Source organism: Nitrospira defluvii, assembly GCF_905220995.1.
Taxonomy (GTDB): domain Bacteria; phylum Nitrospirota; class Nitrospiria; order Nitrospirales; family Nitrospiraceae; genus Nitrospira_A; species Nitrospira_A defluvii_C.
In genome coordinates, this window is record NZ_CAJNBJ010000001.1 from 1,021,783 (window position 1) to 1,043,275 (window position 21,493).

The following is a 21,493-nucleotide window of genomic DNA, read 5'->3' on the forward strand; positions in this document are numbered from 1 at the left end:
GACTGATGTCTGCTGAACACTGATCGATCCCCATCCTTGCCCTTACGGCAAGGTACGATCGAGCAAAAACTGAATCAGCAGTCGCGTACCGATGCCGGTGGGCCCCTTCGGCAGATAGGCCCGTTCACGCTCGCTCCAATCTGTGCTGGCAATATCCAAGTGGATCCACGGACAGTCGCCCACAAACTTGCTCAGGAACAGCGCGGCGGTGATCATGCCTCCCCCACGGCCGCCGATGTTCCGCATATCCGCCACATCGCTGCGGAGTTGCTCGAAATATTCTTCCCACAACGGCATCTCCCACACTCGCTCACCGGCCCGCATTCCGGCATTACGAACCTGTTCCTTCAACTGATCGTTGTTGCCGAACATCCCAATGGCGAATTGGCCAAGGGCAACGACACAGGCGCCGGTCAAGGTCGCGATGTCGAGTAACACCGCCGGCTTGTATCGAGTGGCGTAGGCTAAGGCGTCCGAGAGAATCAACCGCCCTTCGGCATCCGTGTTCTGAACCTCGACTGTTTTGCCGGACAACGTCTTCACCACGTCCCCCGGCCGCATCGCGCGCCCGCCCGGCATATTTTCCGCCACCGGCAGTATACTCACGAGGTGGAGCGGCAATTTGAGCCGCGCCGCAGCCCGCATCGTGGCCAGGACTTCAGCGCCGCCCGTCATGTCGGCCTTCATGTGCTCCATGTTTTCGGCCGGCTTGAGCGAAATGCCGCCTGTATCGAAGGTGATCGTTTTACCGACCAGTACGACCGGCGGGTCGCCCCTCTTAGCCTTTGCACCCTTGTATTCCAGAATGATGAACTTCGGCGGTTCATGACTCCCTCGAGCCACGCCGAGCAATGCCCCCATGCCGAGTTGCTCCATATCCTTCTGCTCGAGCACCTTGAGCCGCACGCCCGACTCCTTCGCCACCGCTTTCGCCTCCTGCACGATGCGCGTCGGCGTCATCACATTGGCCGGATGGTTACACAGGTCCCGCACCAGAACCGTCGCCTCGGCAGTCGCCACCCCGCGCCGAATACCCTCGTTGATCTGGGGAAGCACCGACGCTTGTGCAGTGTAGATCGTCAGTCGTTCGACATCGACCGGCTTGCTCCCATTGGGGCTGCGGTAGGCCGTGAATTGGTAATTCCCAAGGATGGCCCCTTCGGTCATGGCTTGCGCGACATCCTGAACGGGGATCTCCTCCAACAGAGCTCCGGGCAGCACCACACCAAACGAGGACACCTTGGCCTGACGGACACGTTTGACCGCCGACCCCAACGCCTGACGGAACGCATCCAAGCGCAGGTCCTTGGCCTTCCCCAGCCCGGCCAGCAACAGGCGTTTTGCCTTGGCCTTACCTTGGGTATGAACCATCAAGCCTTCACCGAGCTTGCCCTCAAATTCTCCTCGTTGGATCAGCGCGGCGAGCTGGCCCCCGAGTTGGGTATTGATGGCGGCCGTTTCCTGCGCAAGGTCTGAGGCGCCCTCGCAACAGAGCAACACCAGCACCTCCGTGACCTCGTTCTCCGCCCGTCCGACCTGTGCTTGAACTTGGATCTTCTTCATCAATCCTCCCCTGGTTCGTACCGTTCACCGGCCGCGCCTACACCCCGCGCATGTCCGGCGCCCACACATGCTTGTGCAGTTGCAACTGGAACCGCACGGGTAACCTATCGGCTAACACCCACTCCGCCAATTGCCGCGCATCCGTCTCACCAAAAACCGGGCTCACGAGCACCGTGCACCGGGCGGCTAGGTCCCGACTGCGAATCACCTCGCGCGCCCATTCATAATCGCCCCGATCCTTGATCACAAACTTCACTTCGTCGTGAGACGCTAATCGCTGCAGGTTCGGCCAGTGCATCCGTTCAGCCATCCCGCTCCCTGGACATTTCACGTCGAGCACCACATGAACCCGCCGATCAACTCCAGCAGTATCAAGAGCGCCGCTCGTCTCCAACAGCACCTCGAACCCTTCGTCACAGAGCCGAGTCAAGAGCGGAAACGCATCCGGTTGACTGAGAGGTTCTCCTCCGGTCACCTCGACCAGCGGACACCCGAAGGCGCGCACCCGCGCGATCACATCGTCTTCAGTCAGATCACGGCCACCGTAAAATGCATAGGCCGTATCACACCAGGTGCACCGAAGCGGGCATCCGGTCAGACGAATGAACACGCACGGCCTGCCGGCATGGGTGGATTCGCCTTGAATGCTATGGAAGATTTCCGTGACGTTGAGCATGATCGATCACATCAGCCACGAGCCCTGCGAGGACTCCACAGGAAGTTTCTCCTCAGATCCAGGTGGTCGTCGGCCATCCATTTCGTTGCGCGATCCGGCCCATGCCGCGAATCGGGTTCACGACCAACGGATGCCCTACCATCGACAGCAATTCGACATCGCCGGGGCTGTCGCCATAGGCGAAGGACTGTGCCAGGTCAATGCCGGAGTCCTGCGTCAGTTGCGTGATCAATTCGCGCTTGCCCGGACCATATGGGAGCGGTGCGCACACGCGACCGGTGAATTGATGTTGCTGTTGCTCCAGGCGAGCCGCCAACAAGGTCGGGACCTCCAGTAGCGTAGCGAGCGGTGCGATCAGGAAATCAAGGGATCCGGTCACCATCACGATATGGTGTCCGGCCCGACGATGGTCGTCCATGCACGACAGCCCTTGCCTCGACACACGAGGAAACAGGTCAAACCGACAAAACTCCTCGGCCAGCGCACGCACATCCGCGGCGGTTTTCCCGGCCAGGTAAAGTTTTCGTTCACGCAACGGATGCAATGACACCGGAGGCGCACTCCGCAACACCCAGCCGATGCTGTCCCGAACCTCTCGCCACCCGACCAGTCCTCGCTTCCAGAGAAACCTGAAAAAACGCACCTCGCTCGCTTCTCCCGGAAGCAGCGTGTTATCGACGTCAAAGAGCGCAGCGATGCGAGTCTGCCGGCCGGACGAAATATGAGGGGTTGAGAGAGGCGTCATCTCAAACGTGAGCCCGTCGATCGCTGTGATGGGAAAGGATGTGCGACGTGTCGCCGAAGCCCGCGTCAGATTCTACCGGACAACTAGTTGATTGACAAGCATTTTGGACCACTTCTATAATGCGCTTCCCCTGAGGGCCAGCACCAGCGTCGCACAGCGGACCAGCGACGGTCTACCGTGTGCGCAGAGAGCGGGCCTGATGTTCCGACAGAGACAGCCTCGGTTGCCGAAGTGGTGGAATGGCAGACACGCACGTTTGAGGGGCGTGTGGCGCAAGCCGTGCGGGTTCAAGTCCCGCCTTCGGCACCAAACCCGACAGTCCAGTCACGGGCTCAGGACGCAGCACACATCGGACACTGATCCGAACGTCTGGGCCATCCCTCTCGCACACACCACGCAATCCTCCCAGCCCCTGCGCTCCTCACATCAGCCGTTTCACGGAAGACCCTCGTCCCCGCACAGGAACGTGAATCGCCGACATGGGGCTGCTCCAATTTACGTAGATAAACGGCCCTACTGCACTAGGGCCCAATTCCATTGCGAAATGTCAATCATCTCTAACCACCGGCGCGACCTTGATGGTATCATGCCATCCTCACGGGCTCATGCGGCGTCGTAAAGACTGGCGTTGGACGCCCGATGAGCAACCGGCGTGGCACCTCTGGGGAGAACGGGGAGCTTCAAGCCCCCAGGCCATGCAACACAGACGAAGGAGCCAGCTGTGAGTGCCGAAGACCTGCCCGCGACGTTTCCGTACATCGGGGATTCGCCTTTGCTTGAAGCCTTCGTCAGGACCCTCGCCAACCAAGCCTCAGTCGGCATCTTTCTCGCGGACGCCCAAGGTCAAACGCTGTATGTGAACGAGCGGCTCCGCCGCATCGCCGGCCTGCCGGGCCCACCAGACGCAGGAGCCTGCTGGTTGAACGCCCTCGTCCCGGAAGACCACGACCTCATTGCCACCGAATGGGCCGCGGCCATCGCGCAGGATCGAAGTTTCTCACGTGAGTTTCGCTTTCAACGGCCCGACGGCTCGGTGCGCTGGGTGATGGCGGAGGCCTTCCCGCTTCGTATCGGCGACGGCCCCTCCAGCGGATATGCGGGGATGGTCCGTGACATCACCCCACGGCAACTAGCCCTCGACGCCCTGCATGCCTGCGAAGAACGATATCGAAGCCTGGCATCGCTTACCCCACACCCGGTCTTCGTGTACGCCGACGAGACCGTGCTGTTCATAAATGAGGCGGGCGCGAAACTGTTCACTCTCCCGGCGACACCCCCGCTTGAGGGCCGTACGTTGTCAGACTGTTTTGCCAAGGAGTTCCTCCAGGATCTCCCATTGTCTCCCCCCGCTGCTCCGGTCGAGCGGCAATGCACGCGACACGATGGAACCATAATCGACGTGGAACTGGTCGCAAGCCCCGTCCTGTTCGACGGCCATCCGGCCATTCAGGTACTGGCCACCGACCTCACGGAGCAGAAGCGACTCGCGGCACAGTTGCGTCGCGCACAGAAAATGGCAGCCGTAGCCACACTGGCCGGGGGCATGGCCCATGAGTTCAATAACTGCCTCACCGCCATTATGGGATTTTCTGATTTGGCCTTGCCGCTCCTGGTCCCGGACAGTCGGGCCCATGGGCATGTGCAACAGGTGATCCTCGCATCAAGGCGAGCCCGGGACCTGGTCACGCAGATGCTCATGTTCGGGCGCCAGGCAGACGGGGCTAAACAACCGGTCTCCCTGGATATCCTGCTCAAGGAATCCCTGCGAATGCTCAAAGGCCGGCTGCCGAACAGTATCAGCCTCCGCGAGTGGATTCCCGGGGCCACACATCCGGTCTTTGCCGACCCGACCCAAGTCCATCAAGTCTGCGTCAAACTCCTCGCCCATGCTGAACGAGCGATGAGCGCGACCGGCGGAGTCCTAGAGGTGCGCCTGGACAATGTGGACTTGAGCAGTGTGATGGATGGACATGAACTCCCTCTTCGGCCGGGTCAGTATGTACGCCTCACGGTCTCGGATACCGGCAATGATATGGGCGTAGCGGACCAGCTCCAGAAACTAGGCCCGCTCTTCGCTCATCTTCCCGCAGGAGCTCAGTCGGGGGCAGAACTCGGAACCGCGCAGCAGATTGTCAGCGAACAAGGTGGGACACTTCGTGCCACCAGTTCAGTCGGTCACGGCACCACGATCGAGGTCTACCTGCCGGCAATCATTCCTCCCGGCACGGTCGTCGCGACTGAACCGGAACGAAACAGAGCCCCACAGCTCACGGAACAGAGGGAATCTCTTGCTGAGCGCGACAAAGAGCGATAGAGTCATATGGCTGGTGAAGCGGCCCAGTCACGCCCGAATCAGCCGTGTCATCACCTCCGCACACCAACCACACAATTTCACCGAACAGCATTTCTGCGAGGAATGATATGCCATCGGTTTTGATTGTCGACGATGAAGAAGCGATTCGCCAGCTCATCCGCAACACGCTGGAACAGGCGGGGTATCAGGTTCAGGAAGCAGCGAACGGAAAACAGGGCTTGTCGCAATACCGCGAGTCGCCTGCTGATCTCGTGATTATGGATATTCTCATGCCGGATCAAGACGGCTTGGAAAGCATTCTGACGTTACGGCGTGAATTTCCGAATGCGAAGATCATGGCGATCACCGGCGGGAGTGACATGATCGGCATCCTGAACTTCTTGGATGTCGCCCGCATGCTTGGCGCCCGCCGTACGCTCCAAAAGCCCTTCGAAATGCAGCAGCTGCTGGACGCCGTCCAAGCCGAGATCGCCGGCTGACCGGATCCCGATTCAACCCACCCCTAACGCCGCTCCCTTCTCCACATTGACTTCCTGCCGAGCGATCCGCACACTACGCCCGCTTTCGTGGGCCGTTCATACGAGCAAGAGACCAGAATGATCGCTTGGTGGACTCCTCAATTACACGCGGTGCTGGGCGGGCTTGTCATCGCCATCGGCATCGTCGTCATGTGGGAGCAAGCCGTTTTGCTCTGGGCACTGCTTGTTGGCACCATCGCCACCGCCTTTCTCCTGTGGAAGGGACGGAGTATCGGAACCGTCTGGGCATGGACCACCTTGGGACTCGGCGTGGAAAGCATGACCTGGCCGATCGTGACCATGGTGAAGATGCGCATGGAAGGCAGTCAACCGACCGAGGAACAGATGGGCACCATTCTAAACGCGGTCATCTTTGGACTCTTCACGTCGGTCTTCTGGGTCACCTTTGCCTTCGGCCTCTTTAAACGCCTCCGGGAACAACAGGCACCCCCGGCTCCCGCGACAAAATCCGCTCCGAGCCGGAAGAACAAAAAGCGGGCACGGACCTAATCCGCATCAGGTCATCGAGACCGGATCCACATCAATCTCGAACCGGAGCGCACCCTGCCGCGATTCCCGCTCCAGTTCCTCACGCGTCCGCAACACCGCGGCCCTTCCGCCCTCCGAAGAATCAGCTTTCACCAAGATCTGGTAACAATACCGACCTCGAACCATGGCATGAGGCGCTGGGGAGGGGCCGAGAATGAGAGGCTGGCGCGACTCCCCCGCCACCCCGGCGAAGCCTGCTGGCTGGGGCACGCCATGACCGCCACTGATCGGTGCGCCCTGAGCAGAGAAGACTTGCCCTCGTAACAGCGCCACCCAGCGATGAGCGGCCCGCGCCACCGACGGCTCTGCTGTCCCGGACACGTCCAACCGAATCAGGGACGTCCAGGGCGGATACTGGAGTAGTTGCCGGAAGGCCTGTTCTTGCGCCACAAACAATTCCTCTTTACCAGACGCGAGCGCCAGGATCGCGTGATGATCGGGGAGCCGAGTCTGCACGAGCAGGCGGCCGCCGGCGGTCGCCGGGAGGGCCAAGTCAGCTGCATCCACAAGACCGTGATACATCCGTTCCGCTGAGCGGAAATCGGGAATGTGCAAGCCCGCATCCGCGTCCGGCACCGCCACGAAGGCAGCCTTCGCTTGCAGCGCCAACCGAAACAACATCTGCGTGCCGATCACGATGTCGAGTTCTCCCGCATCCAGCAGTCGCCTGACGGCTCGAGCGTCAGCCGGGCGACGGATCGTCTCACCATCCACGCGCCCCACACGGGCCAGGGGAAACATCCGTCGAACCGCCTCTTCGATCCGTTCTGTACCAGACCCGACCGGTTCCAGCTTCAGAGATCGGCATCGCGGACAATGATCCGGCACAGGTTTGGCGCGCCCGCAGAAGTGGCACCGCACCTGGCTGCGGTGCCTGAAGAACGTTAATGCAACGCTGCAGACATCGCACTGCGGCATCGCTCCGCAATCCCCGCAATGAAGGACACTCGCAAATCCCTTCCGATTGAGGAAGAGCACCACCAACAACCGTTGCTGCAAGGCGTCGCGAATACCTTCGCATAGGGGAGGCGTAAGCACCGTTCCGGCAGAGGAGTCTCTGCCGTATGCCTTCAGGTCGATCACCTGAATCTTGGGACCCTGTGTGGGATTGCGGTACACACAGGCCATCATCAGGCCCTGCCGAACTGCCAACCAACTTTCCAGCGAAGGATGGTTCGAGGCCAGCACCAACACCGCACGGTCGCGACGGGCACGTTCCTGCGCCACATCTCGAGCATGGTACCGCGGCACCTGCTCTTCCTTGAGTGACGTATCATCCTCTCCTTCCACCCACACCAGTCCAAGTCGGTCGATCGGAGCAAATACGGCCATGCGGGTGCCAATCACGATCGTAGCCGACGCCACTCGGGCCGCTTGCCACGCCGCCTCCCGCTCCTTCACGGAAAGACCGCTATGCAGGAGCATCGCCTGCTCGCCGACCGCCGCAAACACTCCAGCCAACCGACCGGCGTTTTCGACATCCCCCGTGACGACTAGGACTCGCCGACCGCGGCGAAGAGTGGCTTGCGCAGCCTGCACAAGACACCAGTGCCGCGTGGCACGTTCACCTTCAAGCAAAAGAGCCGAATACCCGTCCGCCGCCACCTGTTTGTCGATCACCATCAGCCACGACTGCGCTTCCGCCGACAGGGGCGGTGAAGCCTCACCAGCTTCCTCCATTGGCAGGGAAAGCCCCGTGGTCAGGACAAGTTTCTTCCCCCTGCGAGTACCCGTCGGAGCGACTGCTGCATCACTCCGCACGACCAGCCCCTTGCGGACCAGCGCTCGCAACGCCGTCACCGAGCTCGACGTGTCGCCTTGTAGAAGAGTGCGTTCCATGATGCCCTTCGGGCGCCGACGCAGACGCGCGAGGAGCCGCATTTCGTCTTCCCCCACTCCACTGTGAGTGGAGAGATCTGCCAACCCATGCGCTGTCGGGAGATATCGAGCCTGAAGTCGTCGAGGCTGCTCAACGGGAGGAAGGACGAGTTTGATGCATTGCCCCCAGGGTGCGGCATATCGTTCCGCAACCCAGCGGCTTAATTCAACCTGAGCAGGTGTCAGCACGTGGTCTAGCGACGTCTCGCCGCACGAACGCAGCGATTTGAGTCCTGCCTCCGGTGCTCCTGACGGTGGCCGGTGATGAAGAGCAATGACCACGCCCTGCAGATCCTGCGTCCCAAACGGCACGATCACCGATTGCCCGATGACGATTTGTCCACGGAGTTCTGTCGGGACAATGTAGGTAAAGGATCGGTCAAGCCGACGAGGCAGCACCACATCGACATAGCCCGGGAGGGGTGCAGCCGCCTGCACAGGTTGGTTTCGCATGCGGCATTCTAACAACAGCGGACTGGAGCAACAATGACAGTCGACGAAGGAATCAGACAGGGAGTGACACCGAGGGAAGAACGACGCGGCGACCGGCTTACATGAGGCAAGCCGGCCGCCGTTAAGGACTATGAACCGGAAGTGGGTGGAGGCGTGCCTGCATCCGCAGGCGTAACCGGGACGACGACATCCGGAACCGCAGGCGCTCGATCAGCCGGCACCTCGGACGAAGTCGCCAGAGGCTGAATGGCAGGTGCGGCTGGTAGGCCATCGTCCGTGGCGGGCGCCGAGCCCAGTTGATTGTAGCTATACTGCGCCAGCCCCGCCTCTCCTTCGGTGACGGGCACCTTCACCGATTGAGGCAGTGCGCCGCTTTCCGGCGATTCGAGCACGATTTCAATGCGGCGATTTTTCTTTCTTCCGGCCTCGGTACCGTTGCTAGCAACCGGTCGGCTCGCTCCATACCCTACCGCCGACAGTTTTGCGGAATCCATTCCGCCCTTTTCGACCAGATAGCGTACGATTTCCGCCGCGCGTGCTTTGGATAACTCCCAGTTCGTAGGAAAGGCCCCCTTCAACGACGGTCCGATCTCCATATTGTCAGAATGACCCTCAACACGCACCTGCTGGGAGCCGGCCGCGGTCATCAAATATTCCGCCACCTGTTCCAGGATAGGCATGCCTGCGGGCTTGATCTTCACCTCACCCGACTCATATTCCAACTGATCTGCCAAATCATCAAGATTCAACCGTATCCCGCCGCGCAGGCGCTCAGTGCCCGCCTTGTTCGCGGCCCGCGGCTCCTGCTGAGCGGAAGCGGTGGAGTGGCTGTTCGCAACTGTGACCGGCTGAACTATTGCCGCAGGAAAGTCCTCTTCCCTCTGGTCCGATTGCAGCGCCTGCTGAACTGTTGAAACATGTTTCGTGCGCAGACGATCACCGATGAGGGCTCGAGCCACAGCTTTCGATATGACCGCAGCAGCGGTATGCGCCTCGGTAGAGAGGACTTTGACCTCGCCGATCTTTCGTTCAGGAAGGCCGCCACCCGTGCGGAATACTTCCAGGCAATCTCCGGCGTGCAGACCGTCAGCCTGGCCTTTATCGAGATAGACGATGTTGCCTTGGGCCACGAGAGACATGTGCTTGTCGGACTGCAATTCAACGATCATGGCCTCGACATCACCGCCGGTTGAGGCCGGCTCAACGATCTCCTCGGCGGCAGGAGGCGTAAACCGCGCGACCGGATCACCGGTAGAGATGGGCGCGTACGAGCGCACGACTTGCACGCCGACCAGCAGCGGATCGACTTGAATAACCTTGACCACCCCGACCCGGTTGATGACATAACCGAGGTACTCTTTGGTAATGGGATGAAACACTTTGCGAGCCCGGCGATATACTGCATAGAGGTCCCCAAGGGCCGCCTCGCCGGGCTTATTCAATTTGAGATAGAGCGTGTCAGTCCCCGACCAGCCCAACATCATGCGGTTGCCCGCCAGTTGATTGTCACCAGTAATCGCATTGACCACGCCCTCCACGGGCATGTCCTGTCGAATCGACCCGGCCGCATAAGTCAACGCGGCTTGGCCCAAGCGTACGCTTTGCGCCTCCTGGGCATGAACAGGGGCGGCTGTGTTGGCCATGAGAATGCAGGACAGGATGGTCAGGCTGGCGCGCATAGATAATATCCTCATCTTACTCACACTTTAGGAGGGTTGCCTGTAGCAACCTTAGCAAAGAGCGGGGGGTTGTCAAGAAACAGGACGGTGCCTTGTGGTTTGATTCAGCTCGCTGTGGATGTTATCGTAAGCCGTCCGTTGGAACCGCTTCACGAGCCGAGCGACGCGGGACATCACATGGCCACCGGGATGCGCCGCATCAATACCCAAGTCCCACGCAGAACAAAAGTGCAACCCGCGACGCCCATGGAGTCGGAGTGGGACATCAGCACCGGAATTCCACCGAACGGATTGCGAACGCCCGCCAATAAAATGATCGCAACCACCGGGAAGGTTCAGGCTTCGACGAACGATTGCTCGGAATCGCACGAGAAGATCCCAACGAACCCCCCTTCCTAATCACCTCCGATGACCATCTCCCTCCCTGCCTCCTAACTGCTGGACAGTATTCACTTTCTAGGACTTTCGGGACTAAAGACCTAGGTCCTTTGTGCGCTTGCTATTAAAAATAACCAGGGGCTAAGATTCCGACCTCTTCGATAGCCTTATAAGTCCTCAAACCCGTTGAGGTTCGAGTCAATGGCCGGTTCCGAGCTCCTCTTAGAGTATCTAAGCCGATACTTTCCCGTATTGGTCTTCGTGTTCGTGGCCCTTGCATTCGGTGCCGGCACGCTACTGATCAGCTATTTCGTCCAACCGAAGTACCCGGAGCCTGAGAAGCTATCTACCTATGAGTGCGGATCTGAACCCTTTTCCGACGCCAGAATGCCGTTTCCCGTGCGGTATTACATCTTTGCCATGCTGTTTGTAATTTTCGACGTAGAAGTGATCTTTTTATATCCCTGGGCCATTGTCTTCAACAAAATCGGCCTCATCGGCCTGCTCGAAATGCTGATCTTTATCGGTCTTTTCCTCGTCGCCTATGTGTATGCGTGGCGAAAAGGAGCCTTGGAATGGGACTAATTCAACTGGGTGGCCACGAGAAGGACGGCTCCCCCGACGTCATCACCCTCACGGTGGAAAAAGCCGTGAATTGGGCCAGGAAGGGGTCCTTGTGGCCCATGACCTTTGGACTCGCCTGCTGCGCCATTGAAATGATCGCGGCCGTCTCATCCCGGTATGACATGGATCGCTATGGAGCAGGGGTCTTCCGAGCCAGTCCTCGCCAATCCGATCTCATGATCGTCGCGGGAACAGTGTGCCGGCGGATGGCCCCGGTGATCCGAAAAATCTACGACCAGATGCCCGAACCAAAATACGTCATTGCCATGGGCTCTTGCGCCACATCAGGCAACATTTACGACAGCTATAGTGTGGTGCAGGGAGTCGATCGATTCGTGCCGGTCGACATTTATGTGCCGGGATGCCCTCCGACTCCAGAAGCCCTATTCGATGGCATTCTGAAACTGCAAGAGCGCATCATGCAAAAGCGCGTGTTCCTCTCGCAACCGAAGGAAGTCAAGGACGCACTGAAAGTCTAACGGACAGAAGCCGGCTTCATGAGTCAACTAGCAAAACGCATCGAGGACACCTTTCCCGGCGCCTGCACAAGAGTCGTCGAGTGGCGCGGAGATCTCGCCGTCACGGTGAAGTCTGAGACCCTGCGGGATGTGGCGCGGTTTCTGCGAGACGATCCCGCCATGCGGTTCGATTATATCGTCCATGTCAGCTCAGTCGACTGGCCTGACGATGAGGAACGGTTTGAAGTCGTATACGAAGTCTATTCAATTCGCACGCGACAGCGGATCCGCCTCAAAACGCGGGTGTCTGAATCAGACTGTATCGTGGATTCCCTGACTGACATCTGGAAAGGGGCCGATTTCATGGAGCGCGAGGTCTACGACATGATGGGTATCCGATTCCGGAACCATCCCGATCTTCGCCGCATTCTGATGCCGGACGAATACGACGAAGGGTATCCGCTGCGCAAAGACTTTCCGCTCCGTGGAAAGGGCTGGCGTGACACGTTCGAATTTTTGGATGAACCGACCCGGTAACGACAGCCTGGTAGGACGATTACACGATCATGGCGCAGTTCGAAGATCAACGAACAACCGTTTATAAAGTCGATCCCGAACACCCGGAGAGCGAGACGCTCCCGACACTGAGGACCGAAGAGCTCCTCCTCAACATGGGACCGCAACACCCGAGCACTCACGGGGTGTTGAAAGTCATCCTTGAGTTGGAAGGCGAGAGGCTGGTCAAGTCAACCCCGGTCATGGGCTTTCTCCACCGAGGAGTGGAAAAACTGGCCGAGGAGGGAACCTATCATCAATTCATCCCGCACACCGATCGCCTCGACTATGTATGCGCGATGTATAACAACTTCGCCTACTGCCGGGCGGTTGAAAAATTGATGAACATCACAGTGCCGGACCGAGCCGAGTATCTGCGGACGATCGTGGCGGAAATTCAGCGCATCATCGGCCACCAGTTCTGGCTGGGCACTCAGGCACTCGACATTGGAGCGATGACGGTCTTTTTTTACTGCTTCCGAGACCGTGAAATTCTGCTGGACTGGTTTGACGAGCTGTGCGGCGCGCGACTCACCACCAGCTGGTACCGCATCGGGGGTGTGGAACGGGACTTTACACCATCCTTGTTCGCCAAGTTGAAGCAATTCCTCGATTACTTCCCGCCGAAAATCGACGAATACGTGATCTTCTTGGAGAAGAACCGCATCTGGCTCGCGCGAACCAAGGGCGTGGCCGTGATCTCGGCCGAGGATGCGTTGAGCTTCGGGCTGAGCGGACCGACCCTGCGCGGCTCCGGCGTCGACTACGACCTTCGCAAATACGAACCCTATTCGGCCTATCCGAAGTGTGAATTCAGCGTCCCCGTCGGCAAGAACGGCGACACCTATGATCGGTATTGGATTCGCGTGCAGGAGATGTACGAAAGCGTCAAGATCATCCGCCAGTGTCTTGAACAAATCCAGGACGGGCCGATCATGGCCGACGTCCCCAGCGTGACCCTGCCTCCCAAGGAACGCGTGTTCACCAACCTGGAATCCATGATTCAGCAGTTCAAACTGTTTTCACAAGGATTCAACGCGCCTCCCGGAGAAATCTACTGCGGGACCGAGGCGCATAAAGGCGAGCTGGGCTTTTACATCGTGAGTACGGGCGGCGGAAAGCCGTACCGACTCAAAATTCGCGCGCCCTCATTCATTCACATGGGCGCGTTCGATCATATGTCGAAAGGCTATATGATCGCCGACGCCGTGACGATTTTTGGAACCTACGACATCGTCATGGGCGAATGTGACCGTTGACGCATGGAGTGATCTGAAAGAATGACAACCCTGTCGTTCGACGGATCGCCGAATCGATAAATCGTAGTTGAGGAACCATGGGCCTGAAACCAGCGACCAATCCCGACGTCGAAGCCGCTACCATAGAACTATCTATTGATGGAAGAACGGTATCGGCAAAGGACGGCGTCTCGCTCTACGACGTCATTGCCAGCACGGGCAAGATCATCCCTGCCATGTGCTACCACTATACCTTTGATCCTTTCGGATCTTGCGGCATGTGCCTGGTGATGCAAGAAGGCAAGAAGGCACCGGTTCGCTCCTGTACCGCAAAGGCCGCAGCCGGCATGGTCATCCGAACCGAGGGCGACGATCTGTTCGCGGCGCGCAAGAAAGCCGTCGAAAAACACCTATCCGTCCACCCACTGGATTGTCCGGTCTGCGATGCCGACGGACATTGCGAACTCCAGGATATGGCGTTCCAGCATGGCGTCACCAATCTCGCCAACGCCAAGCAAAAATTCATTCCCGAGGACACGCGAAGTCTGGTGCTGGACTTCAACATGAATCGCTGCATCGCGTGCGCAGAATGCATCAACGTCTGCAAAGACGTGCTGATGATCGACGCGCTGCAATTCATGAAAAAGGGCGGTTTCAACCAAGTCGTGGCCAAGGGCGACCAGCCGCTGGCCTGTGAATTCTGCGGAGACTGCCTGGCGGTCTGTCCCGTCGGAGCCATCACGAACAAATACTCCAAGTATTTGTACAAGCCCTGGCAGATGAAGAAGACTACGACCACGTGCAACTATTGCGGTGACGGCTGCCAGATGCACCTGGAGACCAAGGACACCGAAGTGGTCCGCGTCACGTCGCCGCTCTCGTGGAAGAATAAATGGGGTGATCGCTCCGAAACTGCCAAGGGCCACGGCGGGCTCTGCGTCCGGGGCCGATTCGGCTTTCAGTACATCGACAGCGAGCAGCGGCTTCGACAGCCCCTGGTCCGCATTGGTGACACCTTGACGGAAACGCCTTGGCTGGACACCATGCAAACGGTTATCGACCGGCTCTCCGACATCCACCGCAAGCATGGCCCTGAGTCCATCGCCGGACTCATCACCGCCCGCTGCACGAACGAAGAGCTCTACTTGTTCCAAAAGCTCATGCGGGCCGGTCTCAGAACCAACCAACTCGACAGTAGCGCGCGGTACGGTCATCTGAATTACGTGCATGCCGTTCGACATGCCGTCGGCATCGGCCGCCCGCTAAATGATTGGGAGGATCTCACCAAAGCCAAGGCCATCCTTGTTATCGGCTCGAACATCACCGAAACCAACCCGTTGACGGCCGTCCGCATCAAGGAAGCTATCCGCGTCTATCACTCCCAGGTGATCGTCGTAGACTCGGCCACGACCAACATCGCCCAACTCGCTTCGCATCCGCTCTTGGTGAAGCCTGGGACTGAACCACTGCTGATCGATGGACTCGTCAAGGCCGTCATCGAGCAGGATCTCGTGGATGAAACGAGCACGGCGCAGCACCCGCAGGCGTTTGCGGCGCTCAAGGAGGCGGTCGCACAGGTTTCACTCGACCAGGTTTCCGCTCAGACCGGCATCCCGATCGCTCAGATCCGCGAGGTAGCGACCATATTCGCCGAAGCCCCGCGTGCCATTGCGTTGTGCGCTGAAGGCATCGTTCGTCGGTCGAATGGCTACCAGAATGTCCTCAAGTTGATCGACCTCGCCTGGGTGACAGGGAAACTGGGACAGCCGGGATCCGGCGTGACGACCGTTACCGAAGAGGGCAATGAACAGGGCGCCATCGACATGGGTGTTGCGCCCGAATTTCTGCCCGGACAGGCTCGCTTCGATGATCCAGGCGCACGTGAACGCTTCGGCAAGGCTTGGGAAGTCACCCTGCCCGCCACCGGGACTGGTGCCAACCTGCTTGAGATTCTGGCGCGCATTCACAGCGGCCAAATCAAAGCCCTCTACGTAATCGGAGAAAACCCGTTAGCCACTTTGCCCGCCTCGATGAACGTGAAGGGCGCCCTCGAAAAGCTGCAACTCCTGATTGTCCAGGATCCGTTCCTCACTGAGACGGCCCAACTCGCGCACGTCGTGCTGCCCGCAGCTACCTATGCCGAAAAAGACGGCACCTTCACCAACCTTGAGGGGAAAGTATTGCGCGTCCGACAGGCCCTCGATCATGTCGGCGAAAGCCTGCCGGATTGGCACATCATGACCGCACTGGCCAACGGCCTTGGCTACGAGTGGCCCTACCAATCCCCTCAGGACGTGCAGAACGAAATCATGAAGCTGCTGCCCGGTTACTACAATCTCGGCCAGCCTCGGCGGATCTCGCCCTCGCCAGACGCCTATCTCTCGAACGGCTATGCAGCCGAGGTCCCCAAACGTTATCGTCGCCCTGCAGCAGAAGCTTCTCCAGGTGACGATGTCCGGCCATTTGTCCTCACGATGGGGCAAGTGCTCTATCACTCAGGGAAAATGTCCACCCAGGCTTCGGGACTCATCAACATCGAGCCCAACAACGGACGGATACGAATGAATCCGGCCGATATGGAGAAACTCGGCCTCACCGAGCAGTCCACCGTTCGACTGACGTCTCGACAAGGCTCCGTGCAGGCGGGGGTGAAAGCCGACCCGGACATTCAGGCCGGGTCCTGCTTCTTCCCTGAACATTTCAACGAACCGCCGGTGAAAGATTTGATGACCACGGAGGCCGATCCAGTGACCGGGGTGCCATATTTCAAATCGACTCGTGTAACGATTGAAAAGGTTGGTGCGTAAGAGTAAGCTCGTCCGTCTTTTTGATGTCGCTAGAGGTGGTGGGAATGAGTGTCGGGGCGTTGACCAAAAAAATTCTTCATGCCGCGTTGTTCTACGAAATATGGGACGCCATGAAGGTGACGTTCAAACATATGTTTCACCGGCCCATCACCTTCCAGTACCCTCGCGAGCAACGCACGATTCCTGATGGTCATCGCGGCGCGCTCGGGTTGCTCCGTTATGCCGACGGACGGGACCGTTGCGTCGGCTGCGACCTTTGTGAAGCGGCCTGTCCATCCCGCTGCATCAAGGTCATCAGCCAGGAAGATCCAGAACGGCCCTTACAACGATTCGCGAGTGAGTTCTATATCGATATTACCAAATGCGTGTTTTGTGGCTATTGCGTGGAGGCCTGTCCGGTCAATGCGCTGGCCATGACCAAGATGTATGAATTCTCCACTCACGACAAACGTACCCTCCTTTTCGACAAGAAGCGCCTCTACGAGGTCGGCGCACGCCATCTCGACGACGCCAAGAAATATCTCTATACGCACAACCAAGAAAAGAACTCGGACGAGAGTCGAGAGTATCGCTATTACTTTCCACAATCAGTCCTCAAGCCTACACAGTCACAACCCAAACATTTGAGCTGAACCGTACCGTTATGGCTTTCCTGTTTTTCGCGTATTTCGCAGTGGTCAGTATTGTCGCCGGCATTCTGACGGTCTCGCTGAAGAACCCGGTCCAGTGCGGCCTCGCCCTCCTGGCCCTGCTCCTTCACGTCTCAGGCCTGTTCGTTATGCTCAACGCCGAATTTCTCTGGGCGGTACAAGTCATCGTCTACGCCGGAGCGATCTTGGTGCTCTATTTGTTTGTCCTCATGCTGCTGAACCTCAAAACCGATGACCGATATTTCCACGCCAAGACTCCCTATCTGCTGGCTCCAGCTGCGATCGGCTTGGCCTATCTCGTGTTTCTGCTGGTCCGCTCGCCGTTTAGCGGTTCACGCGGCGATGCGTCAACGGCTGCCATCCTCCTCAACGGAGACGCCCATGCCGTCGGTATCAAGATGTTCAGCGACTATCTGCTCCAGTTTGAAATCATCGGTGTGTTTCTAACAGGGGCCATTGTCGGCGCGATTGTGCTGGCCAAAACTCCCAAGTCGATTGAAACGAGGCGGGACGCATGATTCCCTTATCCGCCTATGTCGTGGTCAGCGCCATCCTGTTTACAACAGGTCTCCTCGGGGTGCTCATCCGTCGCAACTTCATTATCGTGCTAATGTCCGTCGAGATCATGTTGAACGCGGCCACGATCAACCTGGTCGCCTTTTCGCACTATCTCGAATCCATGCAAGGACAAATCGTCGCCTTGTTTATCATCGCCATTGCGGCGGGGGAGGCGGCCATCGGGCTCGCGATCATCATTGTGGTGTTCCGCGGAAAAATTTCCACGAACGTCGACGAAATGAACCTGTTGAAGTGGTAACGTGTCTGACTCTATCGATCTGATCGTCAAATTGATTCCCCTGTTTCCGCTGATGGCTGTCGTTGTCAACGGCCTTTTCGGACACCGCTACTCGCACGACCTTGCGCATCGCTTCGCGTGGGGATCGGTCCTGATGTCCTTTCTCTGTGTCCTGGCGGTGTTTACGGAAACGCTCCGCACGGGCGCGGCGCGTGAAGTCATCGCCTATAAATGGATCTTCGGCGGCGACCTCACCATCAACCTCGCCTATTTGATCGACCCGCTTACTTGCATCATGCTGCTGGTCATCACCGGCGTCGGCTTCCTCATTCACGTCTATTCCGTCGGTTACATGCATGGGGAAGCGGGGTTTACGCGTTTCTTCGTGTACATGAACCTCTTCATGGTGTCGATGCTGCTCCTGGTCATGGGCAACAACTACGTGGTGTTGTTCATCGGCTGGGAGGGAGTGGGCCTTTGCTCCTATCTGCTGATCGGCTACTACTACGACAAAGTGTCAGCAGCCAAGGCCGCCACCAAGGCCTTTGTGGTCAACAGAATCGGTGACGCCGGATTCCTCCTGGCCATTTTCCTCGTCTTCGTCAACTTCCGGACACTCGATTACACGCAAGTCATGCAGAACGCGGCCAAGCTCTCGCCAGAAATGGCGACAGCCATCGCCCTCTGCCTTCTCGTTGGTGCCGTCGGAAAATCCGCACAACTTCCTCTCTACACCTGGTTGCCGGATGCGATGGAAGGCCCAACGCCGGTCAGCGCGCTGATTCACGCCGCCACCATGGTCACCGCCGGCGTCTACATGATCGTTCGTAACCATGCCATTTTCGACCTGGCGCCCATCGCCATGACCACAGTCGCCTGGATCGGGGGGCTGACGGCCCTGTTCGCCGCCACCATCGGGCTCGTCCAAACAGACATCAAACGGGTCCTGGCCTATTCCACGGTCAGCCAGCTCGGGTATATGTTCCTTGGTTGCGGTCTTGGTGCCTACACCGCCGCCGTGTTCCACCTCATGACCCACGCATTCTTCAAGGCCTTACTGTTCCTCTCGGCCGGATCCGTGATCCACGCGCTCTCGGGCGAGCAGGACATCCGGAAAATGGGCGCCCTCAAGTCGAAGATACCGTGGACCCATACCCTCTTTCTGATCGGTACCATTGCTATTGCCGGAATCCCGCCACTCGCGGGATTCTGGAGCAAGGACGAAATCATGGGTCATGCGTTCGTCCACCACCATTACCTGCTCTACGGTATGGCGGCAATCGGCGCATTCCTGACATCGTTCTATATGTTCCGCCTCACCTACCTGACATTTTATGGAACTTCCCGGCTCGATCATCACACGGCCGAACACGTTCATGAATCACCCATGGTCATGATCGGACCATTGATTGTCCTTGCCACCCTCTCGGTCGTCGGAGGCTTTCCAGGTGTGCCGCCTGAAAACGGCTGGTTCCACCATTTCCTCCATTCCGTCGCAGGGGTCGCAGGCGAGGAACATGCGACACCGCCCGCACTGATGTTCGGCCTGATGGGCACAGCTACGGTCATCGCACTCCTTGGCTGGGGACTCGCACATTATTTCTATAGCGGCCCATCGACCGCGGCCACAGCCCTCGCCGAACGCATGCCCGGCGCCTACACCACGCTGCTCAACAAGTATTATGTCGACGAGCTGTACGATACCGTCTTCGTGGAGCCCACAAAGCAGTTGGGGAAACTCTGCGATTGGTTCGATCGAACCATTATCGACGGACTCGTCCGGGGTATCGACCGGGGCACAGACCTCAGCTCCGCCGCGATCACCTGGACGGAAAAACACGTCGTCTATGCCGGTCTCAATATTATCGGCTACGGGAATCACCTCCTGGCGCGCTCGTGGCGCCGCCTACAAACCGGCATGGTACATCAATATGCGGCCATCATCGTGGCGGGACTCTTCATCCTCGTCCACCTCATCTTGTTAATTTGGACCGGAGGCGGATCCACCGGGTATTCAGCACGCTGACGCGGCAGATTTTTTGGATTTACGATGCTTGAAGAGTTCAGTTTCGGGTTTCCCATCCTGTCGTACCTGATCTTCCTCCCCTTGGTCGGGGCGGCAGTCCTCTGGCTGATTGACGACGAGGATCTCCTCAAGTCCATGACCCTGGGCATCACCCTGGTGGAACTGGCGCTCGCGTGCCTCGTCTTGGCACGATTCGTCCCCGACTCTGCAGCCATGCAGTTTGCAGAACATGCGCGATGGCTTCCGGCGCTCGGCATCGGTTATCACCTCGCCGTGGACGGGATCAGCGTGCTCTTCGTAGGGTTGACGGCATTTCTCACTGTCCTGGTCGTCATTTACTCCTGGGACACGATCCGCCACCAAGTGCGCCTCTATTTTATGGCGCTCCTCGCACTCGAAACCACGACCATCGGCATCTTCGTATCGATAGACCTCATCTTATTTTTTGTGTTCTGGGAACTCATGCTCATCCCGAGCTACTTCCTGATCAAGCTTTGGGGAGGCGGGGCCGATCGCCATTATGCCGCCCTCAAGTACGTGCTCTATACGTTGTTGGGCAGCGTCTTCATGCTGGTCGGCATCGCACTGCTCGACATCAACTATCACCAATGGGCCGTCACGCATCACCTTGACCATGTCTATTCTTTCGACCTGCTGGAACTGTTGTCGGTGCCGATTCCGCTCTCTCAGCAGATCTTGATCTTCTGGCTCATGTTCATGGGCTTCGCCTTTAAGGCCCCGGTCTTCCCCTTCCACACTTGGCTCCCGGATGCCTTGGTCGAAGGGCCCATCGGCATGGCTGTGATGTTGGCAGGCATGAAGCTCGGCACCTACGGCTTCCTTCGATTCACCTTCCCGCTGGTTCCTGAGGCATCGAAAAGTGAGGGGGTGATTGCCATCGTCATGGTGTTGGCCCTCACCGCGATTTTGTATGGGGCGGTTGTGGCGTTGGTCCAACTCGACTTCAAACGGCTACTTGCCTTCAGCAGCATCAGCCACCTTGGCTTCGTGGTGGTCGGACTCTTCGCCCTGAATTTCCAAGGACTCCAAGGCAGCCTGCTGACCATGATCAACCTCGGTTTCAGCACGGCAGGACTCTTCTTCATGGCCGGCTTTCTCTCGACACGGCAACAGAGCTCCCACCTCGGCTCCTTCGGGGGATTTGCCAAACAAGCGCCGCTCTTAGCCACCTTTCTCCTCCTGATCGGCATGGCGTCCATCGGATTGCCGGGCACCAACGGATTCGTCGGAGAATTCTTGATCCTCCTGGGAGCCTTCAAGGCCAAATGGTGGTTTGGTGCGGTAGCGGTCCTCGGCGTAATCTTCGGCGCAGCCTATTTCCTCTGGTACTACGAACGCTCCATGCTGGGCCCTGTCGGCAAACACGTCTCTGCCGCCATCAAGGACCTCCACATGAGGGAAATCACCATCGCGCTTTCGCTGTCCATTATGATTTTGTGGATCGGCCTCTACCCATCTCCATTCCTGAGGATGATGAATGGCTCAATCCAGGCCCTCGTCGACCGGCTGGATCGCGCCAAAGTGGCGTCCGTAAACACTGTGACTCACGTGCCCTCGAAGTAAGA

The 21,493-nt window shown here is 58.5% G+C and carries 18 protein-coding genes and 1 tRNA gene; 14 read left to right on the forward strand and 5 right to left on the reverse strand.

Annotation, left to right across the window (positions count from 1 at the left end; translation table 11 throughout):
- Nucleotides 1-42: 42 nt before the first annotated feature.
- The 3 genes from KJA79_RS04880 to KJA79_RS04890 are packed head-to-tail and all read right to left on the reverse strand — an operon-like array spanning nucleotide 43 to nucleotide 2,984.
- Nucleotides 43-1,563, reverse strand: a complete 1,521-nt coding sequence (locus KJA79_RS04880) for a leucyl aminopeptidase (protein WP_213040861.1) — start codon at nucleotides 1,561-1,563, stop codon at nucleotides 43-45.
- A 37-nt stretch (nucleotides 1,564-1,600) separates the two neighbouring features.
- Nucleotides 1,601-2,239: a 7-carboxy-7-deazaguanine synthase QueE gene (gene queE, locus KJA79_RS04885; RefSeq protein ID WP_213040862.1), complete on the reverse strand. Its 639-nt coding sequence runs from the start codon at nucleotides 2,237-2,239 to the stop codon at nucleotides 1,601-1,603.
- Nucleotides 2,240-2,291: 52 nt separating this feature from the next.
- Nucleotides 2,292-2,984 carry an HAD family hydrolase gene (locus KJA79_RS04890; protein ID WP_213040863.1) on the reverse strand — a complete coding sequence of 231 codons (693 nt, stop codon included), beginning with the start codon at nucleotides 2,982-2,984 and terminating at the stop codon, nucleotides 2,292-2,294.
- Nucleotides 2,985-3,209: 225 nt separating this feature from the next.
- Here KJA79_RS04890 and KJA79_RS04895 point away from each other — a divergent pair.
- The 4 genes from KJA79_RS04895 to KJA79_RS04910 all read left to right on the forward strand — a co-directional run bounded on the left by KJA79_RS04895 (nucleotide 3,210) and on the right by KJA79_RS04910 (nucleotide 6,326).
- Nucleotides 3,210-3,293 (forward strand) — tRNA-Leu (locus KJA79_RS04895).
- Between the two features lie 412 nt (nucleotides 3,294-3,705).
- Nucleotides 3,706-5,298 (forward strand): PAS domain-containing sensor histidine kinase, encoded by a 1,593-nt coding sequence (locus tag KJA79_RS04900; RefSeq protein ID WP_213040864.1) that lies wholly within the window; start codon nucleotides 3,706-3,708, stop codon nucleotides 5,296-5,298.
- A gap of 107 nt (nucleotides 5,299-5,405) precedes the next feature.
- Nucleotides 5,406-5,777 carry a response regulator gene (locus KJA79_RS04905; RefSeq protein ID WP_213040865.1) on the forward strand — a complete coding sequence of 124 codons (372 nt, stop codon included), beginning with the start codon at nucleotides 5,406-5,408 and terminating at the stop codon, nucleotides 5,775-5,777.
- A gap of 117 nt (nucleotides 5,778-5,894) precedes the next feature.
- On the forward strand, nucleotides 5,895-6,326 hold the full coding sequence (locus KJA79_RS04910; protein ID WP_213040866.1) for a hypothetical protein: 432 nt from the start codon (nucleotides 5,895-5,897) through the stop codon (nucleotides 6,324-6,326).
- 6 nt (nucleotides 6,327-6,332) lie between these two features.
- Here KJA79_RS04910 and priA read toward each other — a convergent pair whose 3' ends face one another.
- Both priA and KJA79_RS04920 read right to left on the reverse strand, forming a co-directional pair.
- Complete coding sequence (gene priA / locus KJA79_RS04915) at nucleotides 6,333-8,696, reverse strand: replication restart helicase PriA (RefSeq protein WP_213040867.1); 2,364 nt, start codon at nucleotides 8,694-8,696, stop codon at nucleotides 6,333-6,335.
- 128 nt (nucleotides 8,697-8,824) lie between these two features.
- Nucleotides 8,825-10,375 (reverse strand): OmpA/MotB family protein, encoded by a 1,551-nt coding sequence (locus KJA79_RS04920; RefSeq protein ID WP_213040868.1) that lies wholly within the window; start codon nucleotides 10,373-10,375, stop codon nucleotides 8,825-8,827.
- A 579-nt stretch (nucleotides 10,376-10,954) separates the two neighbouring features.
- On the opposite strand from KJA79_RS04920, the gene KJA79_RS04925 reads away from it, so the two are divergent.
- The 10 genes from KJA79_RS04925 (at nucleotide 10,955) to KJA79_RS04970 (ending at nucleotide 21,491) form a co-directional block, all read left to right on the forward strand.
- On the forward strand, nucleotides 10,955-11,338 hold the full coding sequence (locus KJA79_RS04925) for an NADH-quinone oxidoreductase subunit A (protein WP_213040869.1): 384 nt from the start codon (nucleotides 10,955-10,957) through the stop codon (nucleotides 11,336-11,338).
- Nucleotides 11,329-11,856, forward strand: coding sequence for an NADH-quinone oxidoreductase subunit B (locus tag KJA79_RS04930; protein WP_213040870.1), 528 nt, complete (start codon nucleotides 11,329-11,331; stop codon nucleotides 11,854-11,856). Before KJA79_RS04925 ends, KJA79_RS04930 begins: the two co-directional genes overlap by 10 nt.
- A gap of 18 nt (nucleotides 11,857-11,874) precedes the next feature.
- A complete protein-coding gene (locus tag KJA79_RS04935) occupies nucleotides 11,875-12,372 on the forward strand; it encodes an NADH-quinone oxidoreductase subunit C (RefSeq protein ID WP_213040871.1) in 498 nt (165 codons plus the stop codon).
- Between the two features lie 134 nt (nucleotides 12,373-12,506).
- Nucleotides 12,507-13,649 (forward strand): NADH dehydrogenase (quinone) subunit D, encoded by a 1,143-nt coding sequence (gene nuoD, locus KJA79_RS04940; protein ID WP_425518100.1) that lies wholly within the window; start codon nucleotides 12,507-12,509, stop codon nucleotides 13,647-13,649.
- Between the two features lie 77 nt (nucleotides 13,650-13,726).
- Nucleotides 13,727-16,435, forward strand: a complete 2,709-nt coding sequence (locus tag KJA79_RS04945; protein ID WP_213040873.1) for a molybdopterin-dependent oxidoreductase — start codon at nucleotides 13,727-13,729, stop codon at nucleotides 16,433-16,435.
- A gap of 44 nt (nucleotides 16,436-16,479) precedes the next feature.
- Nucleotides 16,480-17,067: an NADH-quinone oxidoreductase subunit NuoI gene (gene nuoI, locus KJA79_RS04950; protein WP_246507426.1), complete on the forward strand. Its 588-nt coding sequence runs from the start codon at nucleotides 16,480-16,482 to the stop codon at nucleotides 17,065-17,067.
- 11 nt (nucleotides 17,068-17,078) lie between these two features.
- Nucleotides 17,079-17,603 (forward strand): NADH-quinone oxidoreductase subunit J family protein, encoded by a 525-nt coding sequence (locus KJA79_RS04955; protein WP_213040875.1) that lies wholly within the window; start codon nucleotides 17,079-17,081, stop codon nucleotides 17,601-17,603.
- On the forward strand, nucleotides 17,600-17,902 hold the full coding sequence (nuoK, locus tag KJA79_RS04960; protein WP_213040876.1) for an NADH-quinone oxidoreductase subunit NuoK: 303 nt from the start codon (nucleotides 17,600-17,602) through the stop codon (nucleotides 17,900-17,902). The genes KJA79_RS04955 and nuoK overlap by 4 nt, the downstream gene beginning before the upstream one ends.
- A 1-nt stretch (nucleotide 17,903) precedes the next feature.
- Nucleotides 17,904-19,907, forward strand: a complete 2,004-nt coding sequence (gene nuoL / locus KJA79_RS04965; protein ID WP_213040877.1) for an NADH-quinone oxidoreductase subunit L — start codon at nucleotides 17,904-17,906, stop codon at nucleotides 19,905-19,907.
- Between the two features lie 24 nt (nucleotides 19,908-19,931).
- The gene (locus tag KJA79_RS04970) at nucleotides 19,932-21,491 is read left to right on the forward strand and encodes a complex I subunit 4 family protein (protein ID WP_213040878.1); all 1,560 of its coding nucleotides are present in this window, start codon (nucleotides 19,932-19,934) and stop codon (nucleotides 21,489-21,491) included.
- Nucleotides 21,492-21,493 lie beyond the last annotated feature (2 nt).

Excerpts from the sequence above, each read along its gene's own strand:
- nuoD (WP_425518100.1), top strand. The coding sequence starts at position 12,507 with ATGGGACCGCAACACCCGAGCACTCACGGGGTGTTGAAAGTCATCCTT.
- queE (WP_213040862.1), bottom strand. The coding sequence starts at position 2,239 with ATGCTCAACGTCACGGAAATCTTCCATAGCATTCAAGGCGAATCCACC.
- nuoI (WP_246507426.1), top strand. The coding sequence starts at position 16,480 with ATGAGTGTCGGGGCGTTGACCAAAAAAATTCTTCATGCCGCGTTGTTC.
- KJA79_RS04945 (WP_213040873.1), top strand. The coding sequence starts at position 13,727 with ATGGGCCTGAAACCAGCGACCAATCCCGACGTCGAAGCCGCTACCATA.
- KJA79_RS04930 (WP_213040870.1), top strand. The coding sequence starts at position 11,329 with ATGGGACTAATTCAACTGGGTGGCCACGAGAAGGACGGCTCCCCCGAC.
- KJA79_RS04970 (WP_213040878.1), top strand. The coding sequence starts at position 19,932 with ATGCTTGAAGAGTTCAGTTTCGGGTTTCCCATCCTGTCGTACCTGATC.
- KJA79_RS04935 (WP_213040871.1), top strand. The coding sequence starts at position 11,875 with ATGAGTCAACTAGCAAAACGCATCGAGGACACCTTTCCCGGCGCCTGC.
- KJA79_RS04890 (WP_213040863.1), bottom strand. The coding sequence starts at position 2,984 with ATGACGCCTCTCTCAACCCCTCATATTTCGTCCGGCCGGCAGACTCGC.
- KJA79_RS04955 (WP_213040875.1), top strand. The coding sequence starts at position 17,079 with ATGGCTTTCCTGTTTTTCGCGTATTTCGCAGTGGTCAGTATTGTCGCC.
- KJA79_RS04905 (WP_213040865.1), top strand. The coding sequence starts at position 5,406 with ATGCCATCGGTTTTGATTGTCGACGATGAAGAAGCGATTCGCCAGCTC.
- KJA79_RS04925 (WP_213040869.1), top strand. The coding sequence starts at position 10,955 with ATGGCCGGTTCCGAGCTCCTCTTAGAGTATCTAAGCCGATACTTTCCC.
- priA (WP_213040867.1), bottom strand. The coding sequence starts at position 8,696 with ATGCGAAACCAACCTGTGCAGGCGGCTGCACCCCTCCCGGGCTATGTC.
- KJA79_RS04880 (WP_213040861.1), bottom strand. The coding sequence starts at position 1,563 with ATGAAGAAGATCCAAGTTCAAGCACAGGTCGGACGGGCGGAGAACGAG.
- KJA79_RS04910 (WP_213040866.1), top strand. The coding sequence starts at position 5,895 with ATGATCGCTTGGTGGACTCCTCAATTACACGCGGTGCTGGGCGGGCTT.
- nuoK (WP_213040876.1), top strand. The coding sequence starts at position 17,600 with ATGATTCCCTTATCCGCCTATGTCGTGGTCAGCGCCATCCTGTTTACA.
- KJA79_RS04920 (WP_213040868.1), bottom strand. The coding sequence starts at position 10,375 with ATGCGCGCCAGCCTGACCATCCTGTCCTGCATTCTCATGGCCAACACA.